The 15,748-nt window shown below is 57.2% G+C and carries 14 protein-coding genes and 2 pseudogenes; all 16 read left to right on the forward strand.

Going from position 1 to position 15,748, the window contains the following annotated elements; translation table 11 throughout:
* On the forward strand, window positions 1-959 hold a 959-nt coding region (gene yidC / locus JWR98_RS21405), incomplete at its 5' end, for a membrane protein insertase YidC (protein ID WP_205491136.1).
* Window positions 960-1,038: 79 nt separating this feature from the next.
* Entirely contained in the window at window positions 1,039-2,409 is a 1,371-nt protein-coding gene (gene mnmE / locus JWR98_RS21410) for a tRNA uridine-5-carboxymethylaminomethyl(34) synthesis GTPase MnmE (RefSeq protein WP_205491138.1), read from the forward strand.
* Window positions 2,410-2,960: 551 nt separating this feature from the next.
* Window positions 2,961-4,852, forward strand: a pseudogene (mnmG, locus tag JWR98_RS21415) (tRNA uridine-5-carboxymethylaminomethyl(34) synthesis enzyme MnmG).
* Window positions 4,849-5,493: a 16S rRNA (guanine(527)-N(7))-methyltransferase RsmG gene (gene rsmG / locus JWR98_RS21420; protein ID WP_205491140.1), complete on the forward strand. Its 645-nt coding sequence runs from the start codon at window positions 4,849-4,851 to the stop codon at window positions 5,491-5,493. The pseudogene mnmG and the gene rsmG overlap by 4 nt, the downstream one beginning before the upstream one ends.
* A gap of 18 nt (window positions 5,494-5,511) precedes the next feature.
* Window positions 5,512-6,309: a ParA family protein gene (locus tag JWR98_RS21425; RefSeq protein ID WP_003177071.1), complete on the forward strand. Its 798-nt coding sequence runs from the start codon at window positions 5,512-5,514 to the stop codon at window positions 6,307-6,309.
* Window positions 6,310-6,318: 9 nt separating this feature from the next.
* Window positions 6,319-7,191: a ParB/RepB/Spo0J family partition protein gene (locus tag JWR98_RS21430; protein ID WP_017528672.1), complete on the forward strand. Its 873-nt coding sequence runs from the start codon at window positions 6,319-6,321 to the stop codon at window positions 7,189-7,191.
* Between the two features lie 148 nt (window positions 7,192-7,339).
* The gene (locus JWR98_RS21435) at window positions 7,340-7,747 is read left to right on the forward strand and encodes a F0F1 ATP synthase subunit I (protein WP_003177069.1); all 408 of its coding nucleotides are present in this window, start codon (window positions 7,340-7,342) and stop codon (window positions 7,745-7,747) included.
* 16 nt (window positions 7,748-7,763) lie between these two features.
* Window positions 7,764-8,633: a F0F1 ATP synthase subunit A gene (gene atpB, locus JWR98_RS21440; RefSeq protein WP_205491142.1), complete on the forward strand. Its 870-nt coding sequence runs from the start codon at window positions 7,764-7,766 to the stop codon at window positions 8,631-8,633.
* A gap of 133 nt (window positions 8,634-8,766) precedes the next feature.
* Entirely contained in the window at window positions 8,767-9,024 is a 258-nt protein-coding gene (gene atpE, locus JWR98_RS21445; protein WP_002555987.1) for a F0F1 ATP synthase subunit C, read from the forward strand.
* A gap of 57 nt (window positions 9,025-9,081) precedes the next feature.
* Window positions 9,082-9,552 carry a F0F1 ATP synthase subunit B gene (locus JWR98_RS21450; protein ID WP_003177066.1) on the forward strand — a complete coding sequence of 157 codons (471 nt, stop codon included), beginning with the start codon at window positions 9,082-9,084 and terminating at the stop codon, window positions 9,550-9,552.
* A 12-nt stretch (window positions 9,553-9,564) separates the two neighbouring features.
* The gene (locus JWR98_RS21455) at window positions 9,565-10,101 is read left to right on the forward strand and encodes a F0F1 ATP synthase subunit delta (RefSeq protein ID WP_205491144.1); all 537 of its coding nucleotides are present in this window, start codon (window positions 9,565-9,567) and stop codon (window positions 10,099-10,101) included.
* Window positions 10,102-10,122: 21 nt separating this feature from the next.
* Window positions 10,123-11,667 carry a F0F1 ATP synthase subunit alpha gene (atpA, locus tag JWR98_RS21460; RefSeq protein WP_003177064.1) on the forward strand — a complete coding sequence of 515 codons (1,545 nt, stop codon included), beginning with the start codon at window positions 10,123-10,125 and terminating at the stop codon, window positions 11,665-11,667.
* Between the two features lie 50 nt (window positions 11,668-11,717).
* Complete coding sequence (gene atpG, locus JWR98_RS21465) at window positions 11,718-12,578, forward strand: F0F1 ATP synthase subunit gamma (RefSeq protein WP_003195829.1); 861 nt, start codon at window positions 11,718-11,720, stop codon at window positions 12,576-12,578.
* 27 nt (window positions 12,579-12,605) lie between these two features.
* Window positions 12,606-13,982 carry a F0F1 ATP synthase subunit beta gene (atpD, locus tag JWR98_RS21470; RefSeq protein ID WP_003177062.1) on the forward strand — a complete coding sequence of 459 codons (1,377 nt, stop codon included), beginning with the start codon at window positions 12,606-12,608 and terminating at the stop codon, window positions 13,980-13,982.
* Window positions 13,983-14,026: 44 nt separating this feature from the next.
* On the forward strand, window positions 14,027-14,443 hold the full coding sequence (locus JWR98_RS21475; RefSeq protein WP_003177061.1) for a F0F1 ATP synthase subunit epsilon: 417 nt from the start codon (window positions 14,027-14,029) through the stop codon (window positions 14,441-14,443).
* 125 nt (window positions 14,444-14,568) lie between these two features.
* A pseudogene (glmU, locus tag JWR98_RS21480) lies at window positions 14,569-15,748 on the forward strand (bifunctional UDP-N-acetylglucosamine diphosphorylase/glucosamine-1-phosphate N-acetyltransferase GlmU); the annotation flags it as partial.

Raw genomic sequence — 15,748 nt, forward strand, 5'->3', positions numbered from 1 at the left:
AAAAAGTATCCATGAAAGACATGGATAAAGTGGCCGAAGACAAACTCAAAGCACCGATCACCTACAACGTGAACGGAGGCTGGGTAGCCTGGCTACAACACTACTTCGTGACGGCGTGGATTCCTCAGCCCGGCCAGAACAACGCGGTACTGGCACGCAAGGACAGCAAAGGCAATTACATCATTGGCTACACTGGCCCGGCGATGACCGTCGCTCCAGGCGCCAAGGCTGAAACCAGCGCCACACTGTATGCCGGCCCGAAAAGCCAGGCAGTGCTGAAAGAGTTGTCCCCAGGTCTGGAACTGACTGTGGATTACGGCATCCTGTGGTTCATTGCCCAGCCAATCTTCTGGTTGCTGCAACATATCCACAGCATCGTCGGTAACTGGGGCTGGTCGATTATCTTCCTGACCATGCTTATCAAGGGGCTTTTCTTCCCTCTGTCGGCTGCCAGCTACAAATCGATGGCGCGTATGCGTGCAGTGGCCCCGAAACTGGCCGCGCTCAAAGAACAACATGGCGATGATCGGCAGAAAATGTCGCAGGCCATGATGGAGCTGTACAAGAAAGAGAAGATCAACCCGTTGGGTGGATGCTTGCCGATTCTGGTGCAGATGCCGGTGTTCCTCTCGCTGTACTGGGTACTCCTGGAAAGCGTGGAAATGCGTCAGGCGCCGTTCATGCTGTGGATAACTGACCTGTCGATCAAAGACCCGTTCTTTATCCTGCCGATCATCATGGGGGCGACCATGTTCATCCAGCAGCGCCTGAACCCGACTCCGCCGGACCCGATGCAGGCCAAAGTGATGAAAATGATGCCAATCATCTTCACCTTCTTCTTCCTGTGGTTCCCAGCCGGTCTGGTGCTGTACTGGGTGGTCAACAACGTGTTGTCGATCTCTCAACAGTGGTACATCACACGTAAAATCGAAGCGGCTACCAAAAAAGCCGAGGCGTAATTTACTCTGTGGGTAACCACTCAAGACGCCCCCTAGTGGGGCGTTTTGCTTTCCGTCATTTTTCTCCTGGAACCTGCTGATGAGCGCTCCCCGTGAAACCATCGCTGCTGTTGCAACCGCTCAAGGTCGCGGCGGTGTCGGTATTGTGCGTATTTCCGGGCCGCTCGCCGGTCATGCAGCCAAGGTGATCAGCGGTCGGGAGCTGAAACCGCGTTATGCCCATTACGGTCCATTCCTGGATGCCGACGATAGCGTGCTGGACGAAGGACTGAGCATCTATTTCCCCGGACCGAACTCCTTCACCGGTGAAGACGTCCTCGAATTACAAGGCCACGGCGGTCCGGTCGTACTGGATATGTTGCTGCAACGCTGCCTGCAACTGGGTTGCCGCCTGGCACGTCCAGGTGAATTCAGTGAGCGGGCATTCCTCAATGACAAGCTCGACCTGGCCCAGGCCGAAGCCATTGCCGACTTGATCGAAGCCAGTTCTGCACAGGCGGCGCGCAATGCCCTGCGCTCGCTGCAGGGCGCCTTTTCGTTGCGTGTGCATAACTTGACCGAGCAATTGATCAGCCTGCGCATCTATGTTGAAGCGGCGATTGATTTTCCAGAGGAAGAAATCGACTTCCTCGCCGACGGTCACGTTCTGGCAATGCTGGATAAAGTCCGCGAAGAGTTATCCACAGTGCTGCGCGAAGCCGGGCAGGGTGCCTTGCTACGTGACGGCATGACCGTAGTCATCGCGGGGCGGCCCAATGCCGGCAAATCCAGTCTGTTGAATGCCCTGGCGGGTCGCGAAGCGGCTATCGTCACCGAGATTGCCGGTACTACCCGGGATATCTTGCGCGAACATATCCACATTGATGGCATGCCGCTGCACGTGGTCGACACCGCAGGTTTGCGCGATACCGACGACCAGGTGGAAAAAATCGGCGTGGAGCGGGCGCTCAAGGCCATCGGCGAAGCCGATCGCGTGTTGCTGGTGGTGGACGCCACGGCACCGGAGGCTGTGGATCCTTTTGCCTTGTGGCCGGAATTCCTCGAGCAACGGCCGGACCCCGCCAAAGTCACATTGATCCGCAACAAGGCGGACCTCACGGGCGAAGCCATCGCCCTGGAAACCAGTGCAGATGGCCACGTGACTATCAGCCTGAGTGCCAAGTCGGCCGGGGATGGCCTTGAACTGCTGCGTGATCATCTCAAAGGCTGCATGGGCTACGAGCAAACCTCGGAAAGCAGCTTCAGTGCACGCCGCAGGCACTTGGAGGCGCTGCGCCATGCCAGTGCGGCGCTGGAGCACGGTCGGGCACAGCTGACCTTGGCGGGGGCAGGGGAGCTGCTGGCGGAGGATCTGCGTCAAGCGCAGCAGCTGTTGGGTGAGATCACCGGTGCGTTCAGCTCGGATGATTTGCTGGGGCGGATCTTTTCCAGTTTTTGCATCGGTAAATAGTCCTGGACTGACCCCAGGCAGGCCATTCGCGCCTGCCTGTTCCGCTCGTTTCAGAGCATTCGAACACCTCATTTGAAAATCACATCGATCGACACGGCTTTTCCGTGGGCGGTATTGACGCCTATGGAGGCTTTTGTGTGGATTAAGCCCTGTGAATAACCGCTCCTGTGCCCAGTTGATAACAGGGCTCGAAACCTGAGTAAAAACCCCTCTGTGGATAAGCACCTGTTTAATCCACAGGCTTAAAGCACTTATCCAAGTACCTCATTGGCACATGACCACAGACTTTTGAATCGCTGTACACAACGTAAAACAAGGCCTGTAGCGATCTATCCACAGAAATGATGCTCAGTAGAAATAAACATAAAAACAAAGATCTTATAAATTTCTTTCTTTTTAATTTCTATTGTCCGTGAATCATCCACAGCTGGTTAAATTTTGTGCAGAGGGTTCTTTAGGAACGGCTAAGTCCCTATACTTGCCGGCATTGCTCCAAAACTCTTTCAACAGACAATTCCTGATTACCTACATAAGCAGGCACGAGGTGCGTGGTGGATTTCCCTTCCCGTTTTGAAGTGATCGTCATCGGCGGCGGTCATGCCGGTACCGAGGCAGCACTGGCGTCAGCACGCATGGGCGTAAAAACCCTGTTGCTGACGCACAACGTGGAAACCCTCGGTGCCATGAGTTGCAACCCCGCCATTGGCGGGATCGGCAAAAGCCATCTGGTCAAGGAAATCGATGCCCTTGGCGGTGTCATGGCTATGGCTACCGATAAGGGTGGCATTCAATTTCGCGTGCTCAACAGCCGCAAAGGCCCAGCCGTACGGGCTACACGGGCTCAAGCCGACCGTATCCTCTACAAGGCTGCGGTGCGTGAAACCCTGGAAAACCAACCCAACCTGTGGATTTTTCAACAGGCAGCTGATGACCTGATCGTCGAACAGGACGTAGTGAAGGGTGTCGTCACCCAAATGGGCCTGCGTTTTTTCGCGCAATCCGTGGTGTTGACCACCGGCACCTTCCTCGGCGGACTTATCCACATCGGGATGCAGAACTATTCCGGCGGCCGCGCCGGTGATCCGCCGTCGATTGCCCTGGCCAAACGCCTGCGTGAATTGCCGCTGCGCGTCGGTCGCTTGAAAACCGGAACCCCGCCGCGTATCGACGGGCGTTCTGTGGATTTCTCGGTGATGACCGAACAAGCCGGTGATACGCCAATTCCAGTGATGTCGTTCATGGGCTCCAAGGAGCAGCATCCCAAACAGGTGAGCTGCTGGATTACCCACACCAATGCGCGTACCCACGAAATCATCGCCGCGAACCTCGACCGTTCGCCAATGTATTCCGGGGTGATCGAAGGCATCGGCCCGCGTTACTGCCCATCGATCGAAGACAAGATCCACCGCTTTGCCGACAAGGAAAGTCACCAGGTCTTCATCGAACCCGAGGGCTTGACCACGCATGAGCTGTACCCGAACGGGATTTCCACTTCCCTGCCGTTCGACGTGCAAATCCAGATCGTGCAATCGATCCGCGGCATGGAGAACGCACACATTGTGCGTCCGGGCTACGCCATCGAATACGACTACTTCGACCCACGTGACTTGAAGTACAGCCTGGAAACCAAGGTGATCGGCGGCCTGTTCTTCGCCGGTCAAATCAATGGCACCACCGGCTACGAAGAAGCCGCGCCCAGGGTTTGCTGGCCGGAACCAACGCAGCACTGCGTGCGCAGGGCAAAGACAGCTGGTGTCCGCGCCGTGATGAAGCGTATATCGGCGTGTTGGTCGATGACCTGATTACATTGGGTACCCAGGAACCGTACCGGATGTTCACTTCCCGGGCCGAATATCGCTTGATCCTGCGTGAAGACAACGCCGACCTGCGCTTGACCGAAAAGGGTCGCGAACTGGGCCTGGTCGATGATGCGCGCTGGGCTGCGTTCTGCAAAAAACGCGAGAGCATTACGCTGGAAGAACAGCGCCTGAAGAGTACTTGGGTTCGTCCGGGGACCGAGCAGGGCGACGCCATCGCCGAAAAGTTCGGTACGCCTCTGACCCACGAATACAACTTGTTGAACCTGCTGTCCCGTCCGGAAATCGACTACGCTGGCCTGGTCGAAGTGACTGGCAGCGGCGCAGAAGATCCACAGGTCGCCGAGCAGGTTGAAATCAAGACCAAATACGCCGGTTACATTGACCGCCAGCAGGACGAGATCGCCCGGCTGCGTGCCAGTGAAGACACCAAGCTGCCTGTGGATATCGACTACACCGGGATTTCCGGGTTGTCGAAGGAAATTCAAAGCAAGCTGGGGATAACTCGGCCGGAAACTCTGGGCCAGGCGTCACGTATCCCTGGTGTCACCCCGGCAGCCATTTCGCTGTTGATGATTCATTTGAAAAAACGCGGCGCGGGCCGTCAGTTGGAGCAAAGCGCTTGAGTTCGTTGGTCACCTCGCTACACGCCGAAGAGTTATCCACAGGTGCGCGTCAGTTGGGCGTCGACCTTACCGCCGCCCAACACGAATTGCTGCTGGGCTACCTGGCCCTGTTGATCAAGTGGAACAAGGCTTACAACCTCACGGCGGTGCGCAATCCCGACGAGATGGTGTCCCGGCATTTGCTGGACAGCTTGAGCGTGATGCCCTTCATCGAAAACGGTCGCTGGCTGGACGTCGGCAGTGGCGGCGGCATGCCGGGTATTCCCCTGGCCATCCTGTTTCCCGAGTCGCAAGTAACCTGCCTGGACAGCAATGGCAAGAAAACCCGTTTCCTCACCCAGGTCAAACTCGAACTCAAGCTGAATAACCTGCAAGTTATCCACAGTCGCGTCGAAGACTTCACGCCTGAACTGCCATTCAACGGCATCGTGTCCAGGGCGTTCAGCAGCATGGAGAACTTCAGCAACTGGACCCGTCACCTGGGCGACCGTGAAACCCGCTGGCTGGCAATGAAGGGCGTCCATCCAAGCGATGAGCTGTTAGCATTGCCGGCAGACTTCCACCTCGATAGCGAACACGCCTTGGCCGTACCCGGTTGCCAAGGCCAACGCCATCTGCTGATACTGCGCCGCACGGCATGATTGGGAACACAAGCAAGAATGGCTAAGGTATTCGCGATAGCGAACCAGAAAGGTGGCGTGGGCAAAACCACCACCTGCATCAACCTCGCAGCATCCCTGGTCGCGACCAAGCGCCGGGTGCTGCTGATCGATCTCGATCCACAGGGCAACGCCACCATGGGTAGCGGTGTGGATAAACATGGCTTGGAAAACTCGGTCTATGACTTGCTGATCGGCGAGTGCGACCTGGCCCAGGCCATGCACTTCTCCGAACACGGTGGTTATCAACTGCTGCCGGCCAACCGCGATCTGACCGCGGCGGAAGTGGTGCTGCTGGAAATGCAGATGAAAGAAAGCCGTCTGCGCAGCGCCCTGGCGCCGATCCGCGATAACTACGACTACATTTTGATCGACTGTCCTCCGTCACTGTCGATGCTCACGCTCAACGCGTTGGTGGCCGCCGACGGGGTGATTATCCCGATGCAATGCGAGTACTACGCGTTGGAAGGGTTGAGCGACCTTGTGGATAACATCAAGCGCATCGCCGAACTGCTCAACCCGAACCTGCAGATCGAAGGTCTGCTGCGCACCATGTTCGACCCGCGCCTGAGCCTGATGAACGATGTGTCGGCCCAGCTCAAGGAACACTTTGGCGAGCAGCTGTATGACACCGTGATCCCACGTAACATCCGCTTGGCCGAAGCGCCGAGCTACGGCATGCCGGCGTTGGCGTACGACAAGACTTCGCGTGGCGCCATTGCCTACCTGGCGCTGGCCGGCGAGATGGTTCGCCGTCAACGCCGCACTTCCCGCCCCGCTGCAGCCCAGCCAACTTAAGGAATCCCCATGGCCGTCAAGAAACGAGGTCTCGGACGTGGACTGGATGCACTGTTGAGTGGTCCGACCGTCACATCGCTTGAAGAACAAGCGGTGCAGGCCGACGAGCGCGAGCTGCAGCATCTGCCGCTGGACCTTATCCAACGCGGTAAATACCAGCCGCGCCGTGACATGGATCCCCAGGCGCTGGAAGAGCTGGCCAACTCGATCAAGGCCCAGGGCGTGATGCAGCCGATCGTGGTGCGTCCGATTGGTGCCGGGCGCTTTGAAATCATCGCCGGCGAACGCCGCTGGCGCGCCAGCCAACAGGCCGGTAAAGAGACCATCCCGGCGATGGTGCGCGATGTGCCGGATGAAACCGCGATCGCCATGGCGTTGATCGAGAACATTCAGCGTGAAGACCTCAACCCGATCGAAGAAGCGATCGCCCTGCAGCGTTTGCAGCAGGAATTCCAGCTGACCCAGCAACAAGTGGCCGAGGCGGTGGGTAAATCCCGCGTCACCGTGTCCAACCTGCTGCGCCTGATCGCGCTGCCGGAAGTCATCAAGACCATGTTGTCCCATGGTGATCTGGAAATGGGTCACGCCCGTGCATTGCTCGGTTTGCCCGAAAATCAGCAGGTTGAAGGGGCGCGACACGTTGTCGCACGAGGGCTCACCGTTCGTCAGACCGAGGCCTTGGTTCGCCAGTGGCTCAGTGGCAAACCTGCACCGGTCGAAACAGCCAAACCTGATCCGGATATTGCCCGTCTCGAACAGCGCCTGGCCGAGCGGCTGGGCTCTGCGGTGCAAATTCGCCACGGCAAGAAAGGCAAAGGGCAATTGGTCATCGGATATAACTCCCTTGATGAGCTTCAAGGCGTCCTTGCCCACATCCGCTGAAACATTTGCTTATGTAGCGCGTGATCGGAAATCACTACCCGACAGTTGAATAGGGGCAGAACCGCCCCTATACTCTGCGCGCATTTTGTCGGCACAAATTATGCCAAGTTATTGATTTCCGGCAGCCGACCATTGAGGAGCAAGAGTGATGGAAACCCGCACGCCAAACACGTTGCCGTTCCATCGCTTGGCCGTTTTCCCGGTTTTATTGGCTCAATTTGTCATCCTGCTGATCGCCGCGTTGGCGCTTTGGTACGGGCATGGAGTCGTAGCTGGGTATTCAGGACTTTGCGGAGGCCTGATAGCCTTGCTGCCCAATATGTATTTTGCTCACAGGGCCTTTCGGTTTTCCGGCGCCCGAGCAGCCCAGGCTATCGTCCGGTCTTTTTATGCCGGCGAGGCAGGGAAACTGATTTTGACGGCAGTGCTGTTTGCACTGACCTTTGCAGGTGTGAAGCCATTGGCGCCGCTGGCTGTATTCGGCGTCTTCGTGTTGACCCAACTGGTCAGCTGGTTCGCTCCCCTGCTAATGAAAACAAGACTTTCGAAACCTTAGGGCGTTTGAGGCAACCATGGCAGAAACAACCGCTTCGGGCTATATCCAGCACCACTTGCAGAACCTGACTTTCGGTCAGCTTCCCAACGGCGGCTGGGGCTTTGCCCACACCGCAGCAGAGGCCAAGGAAATGGGTTTCTGGGCTTTCCACCTGGATACTCTGGGTTGGTCGGTCGCATTGGGTCTGATCTTCGTCCTGATTTTCCGCATGGCGGCGAAGAAGGCGACATCCGGTCAGCCAGGTGCTTTGCAGAACTTCGTTGAAGTATTGGTCGAATTCGTCGATGGCAGCGTCAAAGACAGCTTCCATGGCCGCAGCCCGGTGATCGCACCGCTGGCACTGACCATCTTCGTCTGGGTGTTCCTGATGAACGCCGTCGACCTGATCCCGGTCGACTGGATTCCTCAGTTGGCCATCCTGATCTCCGGCGATCACCACATTCCATTCCGTGCGGTTTCCACCACGGATCCTAACGCCACCTTGGGCATGGCCCTGTCGGTGTTCGCGTTGATCATTTTCTACAGCATCAAGATCAAGGGCATCGGCGGCTTCATCGGCGAACTGACCCTGCACCCGTTCGGCAGCAAGAACATCTTCGTTCAAGCCCTGCTGATCCCGGTGAACTTCCTGCTGGAATTCGTAACTCTGATCGCCAAGCCAATTTCCCTGGCTCTGCGACTGTTCGGCAACATGTATGCCGGCGAGCTGGTGTTCATTCTGATCGCTGTGATGTTCGGCAGCGGTCTGCTCTGGCTTAGCGGCCTGGGCGTAGTTCTGCAGTGGGCGTGGGCTGTGTTCCACATCCTGATCATTACCCTGCAGGCCTTCATCTTCATGATGCTGACCATCGTCTACCTGTCGATGGCGCACGAAGAGAACCATTAAGGCCAGTCTCGACTAGTCTGATGTCCTTCCCGGTGAAACGGGAAGGTGGCCCACCAGGGCTATGAAACGATTTGTTTTACCGCTTTAAAATCTAAAAAACCTAAACCATACGACGTAAAAGTCGGGAGGAAAGATGGAAACTGTAGTTGGTCTAACCGCTATCGCTGTTGCACTGTTGATCGGCCTGGGCGCCCTGGGTACTGCCATTGGTTTCGGCCTGCTGGGCGGCAAGTTCCTGGAAGGCGCAGCGCGTCAGCCAGAGATGGTTCCAATGCTGCAAGTTAAAATGTTCATCGTTGCCGGCCTGCTCGACGCCGTAACCATGATCGGCGTTGGTATCGCTCTGTTCTTCACCTTCGCGAACCCCTTCGTTGGTCAACTCGCTGGCTGATCACTCGAATTTTCGAGTTGATTGGAGTGATGGACAACGAATGAGCGAGGTGTTGGCGTGAACATTAATGCAACCCTGATTGGCCAATCCGTTGCGTTCTTCATTTTTGTAGTGTTTTGCATGAAGTTCGTGTGGCCTCCGGTCATCGCGGCTTTGCACGAACGTCAGAAGAAGATCGCGGATGGTTTGGACGCTGCCAGTCGTGCAGCTCGCGACCTGGAGTTGGCCCAAGAGAAAGTGGGTCATCAACTGCGCGAAGCTAAAGCACAGGCAGCTGAAATCATTGAGCAAGCCAAGAAGCGCGGTAACCAGATCGTCGAAGAGGCTGTTGAAAAAGCCCGCGTCGAAGCTGACCGTGTGAAGGCTTCGGCTCATGCCGAGATCGAACAGGAACTGAACGGCGTCAAAGACGCGCTGCGTGCCCAATTGGGTGCTCTGGCGGTCGGCGGTGCCGAGAAGATCCTCGGTGCCACAATCGATCAAAACGCGCACGCGGAGCTGGTTAACAAACTGGCTGCTGAAATTTAAGCGAGGGCGATCATGGCAGAACTGACCACGTTGGCCCGACCTTACGCTAAGGCAGCCTTCGAGCACGCCCAGGCCCACCAGCAGCTGGCCTCTTGGTCAGCCATGCTCGGCCTGGCTGCAGCAGTGTCGCAAGACGACACCATGCAGCGCGTGCTCAAGGCCCCGCGCCTGACGAGCGCAAACAAGGCCGCCACTTTTATTGAAGTGTGCGGCGACAAGTTTGATGTGAAAGTGCAGAACTTCATCAATGTCGTTGCCGAAAACGACCGTCTCCTGCTGTTGCCGGAGATCGCCGCTCTGTTCGACCTGTACAAGGCCGAAGCAGAGAAGTCGGTAGACGTTGAAGTGACCAGTGCTTTTGCATTGAACCAAGAACAGCAAGACAAACTCGCCAAGGTTCTCAGTGCACGACTCAATCGGGTAGTGCGCCTGCAAGCTTCGGAGGACGCATCCCTGATTGGTGGTGTTGTTATCCGTGCCGGCGACCTGGTTATCGATGGCTCGATTCGCGGCAAAATCGCGAAACTTGCCGAAGCATTGAAATCTTGAGTTTGAAGGGGCAGCAGAGCAATGCAGCAACTCAATCCTTCCGAAATAAGTGAAATTATCAAGGGCCGCATCGACAAGCTCGATGTGACCTCCCAAGCCCGTAACGAAGGCACTGTCGTCAGCGTATCTGACGGCATCGTGCGGATTCACGGTCTGGCCGACGTCATGTACGGCGAGATGATCGAGTTTCCGGGCGGCGTCTACGGTATGGCCCTCAACCTGGAGCAAGACTCCGTAGGTGCCGTTGTATTGGGCGCGTACACCAGTCTGGCTGAAGGCATGAGCGCCAAGTGCACAGGCCGCATCCTGGAAGTTCCGGTTGGTAAGGAACTGCTGGGTCGCGTTGTCGATGCACTGGGTAACCCTGTTGACGGTAAAGGTCCACTGGGCAACACCGAGACCGACGCGGTCGAGAAAGTTGCTCCAGGCGTGATCTGGCGTAAGTCGGTAGACCAGCCTGTACAGACTGGCTACAAGGCTGTCGATGCCATGATTCCTGTCGGCCGTGGCCAGCGTGAGCTGATCATCGGTGACCGTCAGATCGGTAAAACCGCTCTGGCCATCGACGCGATCATCAACCAGAAGAACAGCGGCATTTTCTGCGTCTACGTCGCCATTGGTCAGAAGCAATCGACCATCGCCAACGTGGTTCGCAAGCTGGAAGAAAACGGCGCCCTGGCCAACACGATCATCGTGGCTGCCAGTGCTTCGGAATCTCCTGCGCTGCAATTCCTGGCACCGTACTCCGGTTGCACCATGGGTGAATTCTTCCGCGACCGCGGTGAAGACGCGCTGATCGTTTATGACGATCTGTCCAAGCAGGCAGTGGCTTATCGCCAAATCTCCCTGCTGCTGCGCCGTCCACCAGGCCGTGAAGCTTACCCAGGCGACGTGTTCTATCTCCACTCCCGTCTGCTGGAGCGTGCTTCCCGCGTTTCGGAAGAATACGTAGAGAAGTTCACCAACGGCGCAGTGACCGGCAAAACCGGTTCCCTGACCGCACTGCCGATCATCGAAACCCAGGCTGGCGACGTTTCCGCGTTCGTTCCGACCAACGTGATTTCCATCACCGACGGTCAGATCTTCCTGGAATCGGCCATGTTCAACTCCGGGATCCGTCCTGCAGTGAACGCCGGTGTTTCGGTATCCCGTGTGGGTGGTGCCGCTCAGACCAAGATCATCAAGAAGCTCTCCGGTGGTATCCGTACCGCTCTGGCTCAGTACCGTGAACTGGCGGCATTCGCCCAGTTCGCTTCTGACCTGGACGAAGCGACCCGTAAGCAACTTGAGCATGGTCAGCGCGTTACCGAGCTGATGAAGCAGAAGCAATACGCCCCAATGTCGATCGCTGACATGGCGTTGTCGCTGTATGCCGCTGAGCGTGGGTTCCTGACCGACGTTGAAATCGCCAAGGTCGGCAGCTTTGAACAAGCGCTGATTGCTTACTTCAACCGCGATCACGCCGAATTGATGGCGAAGATCAACGTGAAGGGTGACTTCAATGACGATATCGACGCTGGCATGAAAGCCGGTATCGAGAAGTTCAAGGCCACCCAAACCTGGTAAGCCGCAGCGGGAGCCGCAAGGCTCCCGCTTGCTAACCTGATAGGTGTTACATGGCAGGCGCAAAAGAGATTCGCAGTAAGATTGCGAGCATCAAAAGCACGCAAAAAATTACCAGCGCCATGGAAAAAGTGGCGGTAAGCAAAATGCGCAAGGCACAAATGCGCATGGCTGCTAGCCGTCCTTATGCGGAGCGTATCCGCCAGGTAATTGGGCATCTGGCCAACGCCAACCCGGAATACCGCCACCCGTTCATGATCGAGCGCGCCGTCAAGCGTGTGGGTTATGTGGTAGTGAGCAGTGACCGTGGTTTGTGTGGTGGTCTGAATACCAACCTGTTCAAGGCCCTGGTCAAGGACATGGCGGTAAACCGCGAAAACGGCGTCGAGATCGATCTGTGTGTTGTGGGTAGCAAGGGTGCGGCCTTTTTCCGTAACTTCGGCGGTAACGTCGTTGCAGCTATCAGCCACCTGGGTGAAGAACCGTCGATCAATGATTTGATCGGCAGTGTGAAGGTGATGCTGGATGCGTACCTGGAAGGCCGGATTGACCGCCTGTCCGTGGTATCCAACAAGTTCATCAACACCATGACCCAGCAGCCAACCGTGGAGCAATTGATTCCACTGGTGGCGACTCCGGATCAGGAACTCAAGCACCACTGGGACTACCTCTACGAACCAGACGCCAAAGAGCTGCTTGACGGCTTGATGGTGCGCTACGTGGAGTCGCAGGTGTACCAGGCGGTGGTCGAGAACAACGCAGCTGAACAAGCGGCGCGGATGATCGCGATGAAAAACGCTACCGATAACGCCGGTGATCTGATCAGCGATTTGCAGCTGATCTACAACAAGGCGCGTCAGGCTGCGATCACCCAAGAGATCTCGGAAATCGTCGGCGGCGCTGCCGCGGTTTAACGGTTCAAATATTCAGAGGATCCAGCTATGAGTAGCGGACGTATCGTTCAAATCATCGGCGCCGTTATCGACGTGGAATTCCCACGCGACAGCGTACCGAGCATCTACAACGCGCTGAAAGTACAAGGCGCGGAAACTACTCTGGAAGTTCAGCAGCAGCTGGGCGATGGCGTAGTTCGTACCATTGCGATGGGTTCCACCGAAGGCTTGAAGCGCGGTCTGGACGTTATCGACTCCGGCGCAGCCATCTCCGTACCGGTCGGTAAAGCGACCCTGGGCCGGATCATGGACGTACTGGGCAACCCGATTGACGAAGCCGGCCCGATCGACACCGAAGAGCGCTGGGGCATTCACCGTCCAGCACCTTCGTTCGCCGAGCAAGCGGGCGGCAACGACCTGCTGGAAACCGGCATCAAGGTTATCGACCTGGTTTGCCCGTTCGCCAAGGGCGGTAAAGTCGGTCTGTTCGGTGGTGCCGGTGTAGGCAAGACCGTAAACATGATGGAACTGATCCGTAACATCGCCATCGAGCACAGCGGTTATTCCGTGTTCGCCGGTGTGGGCGAGCGTACCCGTGAGGGTAACGACTTCTACCACGAGATGAAGGACTCCAACGTTCTGGACAAAGTGGCACTGGTTTACGGTCAGATGAACGAGCCGCCGGGTAACCGTCTGCGCGTAGCACTGACCGGCCTGACCATGGCCGAGAAGTTCCGTGACGAAGGTAACGACGTTCTGCTGTTCGTCGACAACATCTACCGTTACACCCTGGCCGGTACTGAAGTATCCGCACTGCTGGGCCGTATGCCTTCGGCAGTAGGTTACCAGCCGACCCTGGCTGAAGAGATGGGCGTTCTGCAAGAACGTATCACTTCGACCAAGGAAGGTTCGATCACTTCGATCCAAGCGGTATACGTACCTGCGGATGACTTGACCGACCCGTCGCCAGCGACCACCTTCGCCCACTTGGACGCCACCGTCGTACTGTCCCGTGACATCGCTTCCCTGGGTATCTACCCAGCGGTCGATCCACTCGACTCGACTTCGCGCCAGCTGGACCCGAACGTGATCGGCCAGGAGCACTACGACACCGCTCGCGGCGTTCAGTACGTGCTGCAGCGTTACAAAGAACTGAAGGACATCATTGCGATCCTGGGTATGGACGAGCTGTCGGAAGCCGACAAGCAGTTGGTAAACCGTGCTCGTAAGATCCAGCGTTTCTTGTCGCAGCCGTTCTTCGTGGCTGAAGTCTTCACCGGTGCCTCGGGTAAATACGTTTCCCTGAAAGACACCATCGCTGGCTTCAAAGGCATCCTCAACGGTGACTACGACCACCTGCCAGAACAAGCGTTCTACATGGTCGGCGGCATCGAAGAAGCGATCGAGAAAGCCAAGAAACTGTAATCCAAGCGCCCGGAAACGGGCGCTCATCAGGTTGAGGCAATCAGATGGCTATGACAGTCCATTGCGATATCGTCAGCGCGGAAGGGGAAATTTTCTCCGGTCTGGTAGAAATGGTGATTGCACACGGCGAACTCGGTGACCTGGGTATTGCCATGGGCCACGCGCCGTTGATCACCAGCTTGAAGCCAGGTCCGATCACGCTGACCAAGCAAGGCGGGGAAAAGGAGGTGTTTTACATCTCCGGTGGTTTCCTCGAAGTTCAGCCGAACATGGTCAAGGTACTTGCCGACACCGTGCAACGTGCTGGCGACCTGGATGAAGCCTCCGCTCAGGAAGCCGTCAAGGCTGCCGAGAAGGCGCTGAACGAAAAAGGCGCAGACTTCGACTACAGCGCTGCTGCAGTCCGTCTGGCCGAGGCCGCAGCCCAGCTGCGTACTCTCCAGCAGATCCGCAAGAAGTAAAACGGCATCTGTCGTAATACTGACTGTGCGATTGATTAAAAAGGGTAGCCTCGGCTACCCTTTTTCTTTTTTAGCAAAACACTTCTTTGGTCTGAAGCCGGACCGCCCAGGATTGGTAGCCATTCATGTCTCTTGAAATCGTCATTCTCGCAGCAGGCCAAGGCACCCGCATGCGTTCGGCTTTGCCCAAGGTGCTGCACCCGGTAGCCGGCAACTCCATGCTGGGTCATGTTATCCACAGCGCCCGGCAACTCGACCCCCAGCGCATTCACGTAGTAATCGGCCACGGTGCCGATGTGGTGCGTGAACGCCTGGCCGCGGACGACCTGAATTTCGTACTGCAAGACAAACAACTGGGCACCGGCCACGCCGCCGCGCAAGCCGTGCCGTTCATCACCGCTGACACGGTGCTGATCCTCTACGGCGACGTGCCGCTGATTGAAGTGCAAACCCTGCAACGTTTGCTCACGCACGTAGTGCCGGGCCAGATGGGCCTGCTCACCGTCGAGCTGGAAGACCCCACCGGCTACGGGCGCATCGTGCGCGATGCCGATGGCAAGGTCGCCGCCATTGTTGAGCACAAGGACGCCAGCGAAGCCCAGCGCGCCATCACCGAAGGCAACACCGGTATCCTCGCCGTCCCCGCCAACAAGCTCGCCGACTGGATGAGCCGCCTGTCCAACAACAACGCCCAGGGCGAGTATTACCTCACCGACGTCATCGAAATGGCTGTGAGTGACGGCCTGCTAGTCGCCACCGAACAGCCTCACGACCCGATGGAAGTGCAGGGCGCCAATGACCGCAAGCAGCTTGCAGAGCTGGAGCGTCACTATCAACTGCGCGAAGGCCGCCGCCTGATGGCGCAGGGCGTGACCCTGCGCGACCCGGCTCGCTTCGATGTACGCGGTGAGGTCACTGTGGGCCGTGACGTGCTGATCGACATCAACGTGATCCTCGAAGGCCGCGTAATCATCGAAGATGACGTGGTGATTGGCCCGAACTGCGTGATCAAGGACAGCACCCTGCGCAAAGGCGTTGTGGTCAAGGCCAACAGCCACCTCGACGGTGCCGTGATGGGCGAGGGCAGCGATGCCGGGCCGTTTGCGCGGTTGCGTCCGGGTAGCGTGCTGGGAGCCAAGCACATGTGGGTAACTTTGTTGAAATGAAAAACGCCCAATTAGGTGACGAGGCCAAAGTCGGCCACCTGACCTATTTGGGTGATGCCACCGTGGGGGCGCGTACCAACATCGGCGCTGGCACCATCACGTGCAATTACGACGGCGCCAATAAGCACCAGACCACCAT

The sequence above is a fragment of the Pseudomonas lactucae genome (assembly GCF_016937615.1).
GTDB lineage: Bacteria > Pseudomonadota > Gammaproteobacteria > Pseudomonadales > Pseudomonadaceae > Aquipseudomonas > Aquipseudomonas lactucae.

Bases quoted from the DNA above. Each gene is read 5' to 3' on its own strand.
- JWR98_RS21455 (WP_205491144.1), top strand. From the start codon at position 9,565: ATGGCAGAACTGACCACGTTGGCCCGACCTTACGCTAAGGCAGCCTTC.
- JWR98_RS21475 (WP_003177061.1), top strand. From the start codon at position 14,027: ATGGCTATGACAGTCCATTGCGATATCGTCAGCGCGGAAGGGGAAATT.
- atpD (WP_003177062.1), top strand. From the start codon at position 12,606: ATGAGTAGCGGACGTATCGTTCAAATCATCGGCGCCGTTATCGACGTG.
- JWR98_RS21425 (WP_003177071.1), top strand. From the start codon at position 5,512: ATGGCTAAGGTATTCGCGATAGCGAACCAGAAAGGTGGCGTGGGCAAA.
- atpB (WP_205491142.1), top strand. From the start codon at position 7,764: ATGGCAGAAACAACCGCTTCGGGCTATATCCAGCACCACTTGCAGAAC.
- atpG (WP_003195829.1), top strand. From the start codon at position 11,718: ATGGCAGGCGCAAAAGAGATTCGCAGTAAGATTGCGAGCATCAAAAGC.
- atpE (WP_002555987.1), top strand. From the start codon at position 8,767: ATGGAAACTGTAGTTGGTCTAACCGCTATCGCTGTTGCACTGTTGATC.
- atpA (WP_003177064.1), top strand. From the start codon at position 10,123: ATGCAGCAACTCAATCCTTCCGAAATAAGTGAAATTATCAAGGGCCGC.
- JWR98_RS21435 (WP_003177069.1), top strand. From the start codon at position 7,340: ATGGAAACCCGCACGCCAAACACGTTGCCGTTCCATCGCTTGGCCGTT.
- JWR98_RS21430 (WP_017528672.1), top strand. From the start codon at position 6,319: ATGGCCGTCAAGAAACGAGGTCTCGGACGTGGACTGGATGCACTGTTG.
- mnmE (WP_205491138.1), top strand. From the start codon at position 1,039: ATGAGCGCTCCCCGTGAAACCATCGCTGCTGTTGCAACCGCTCAAGGT.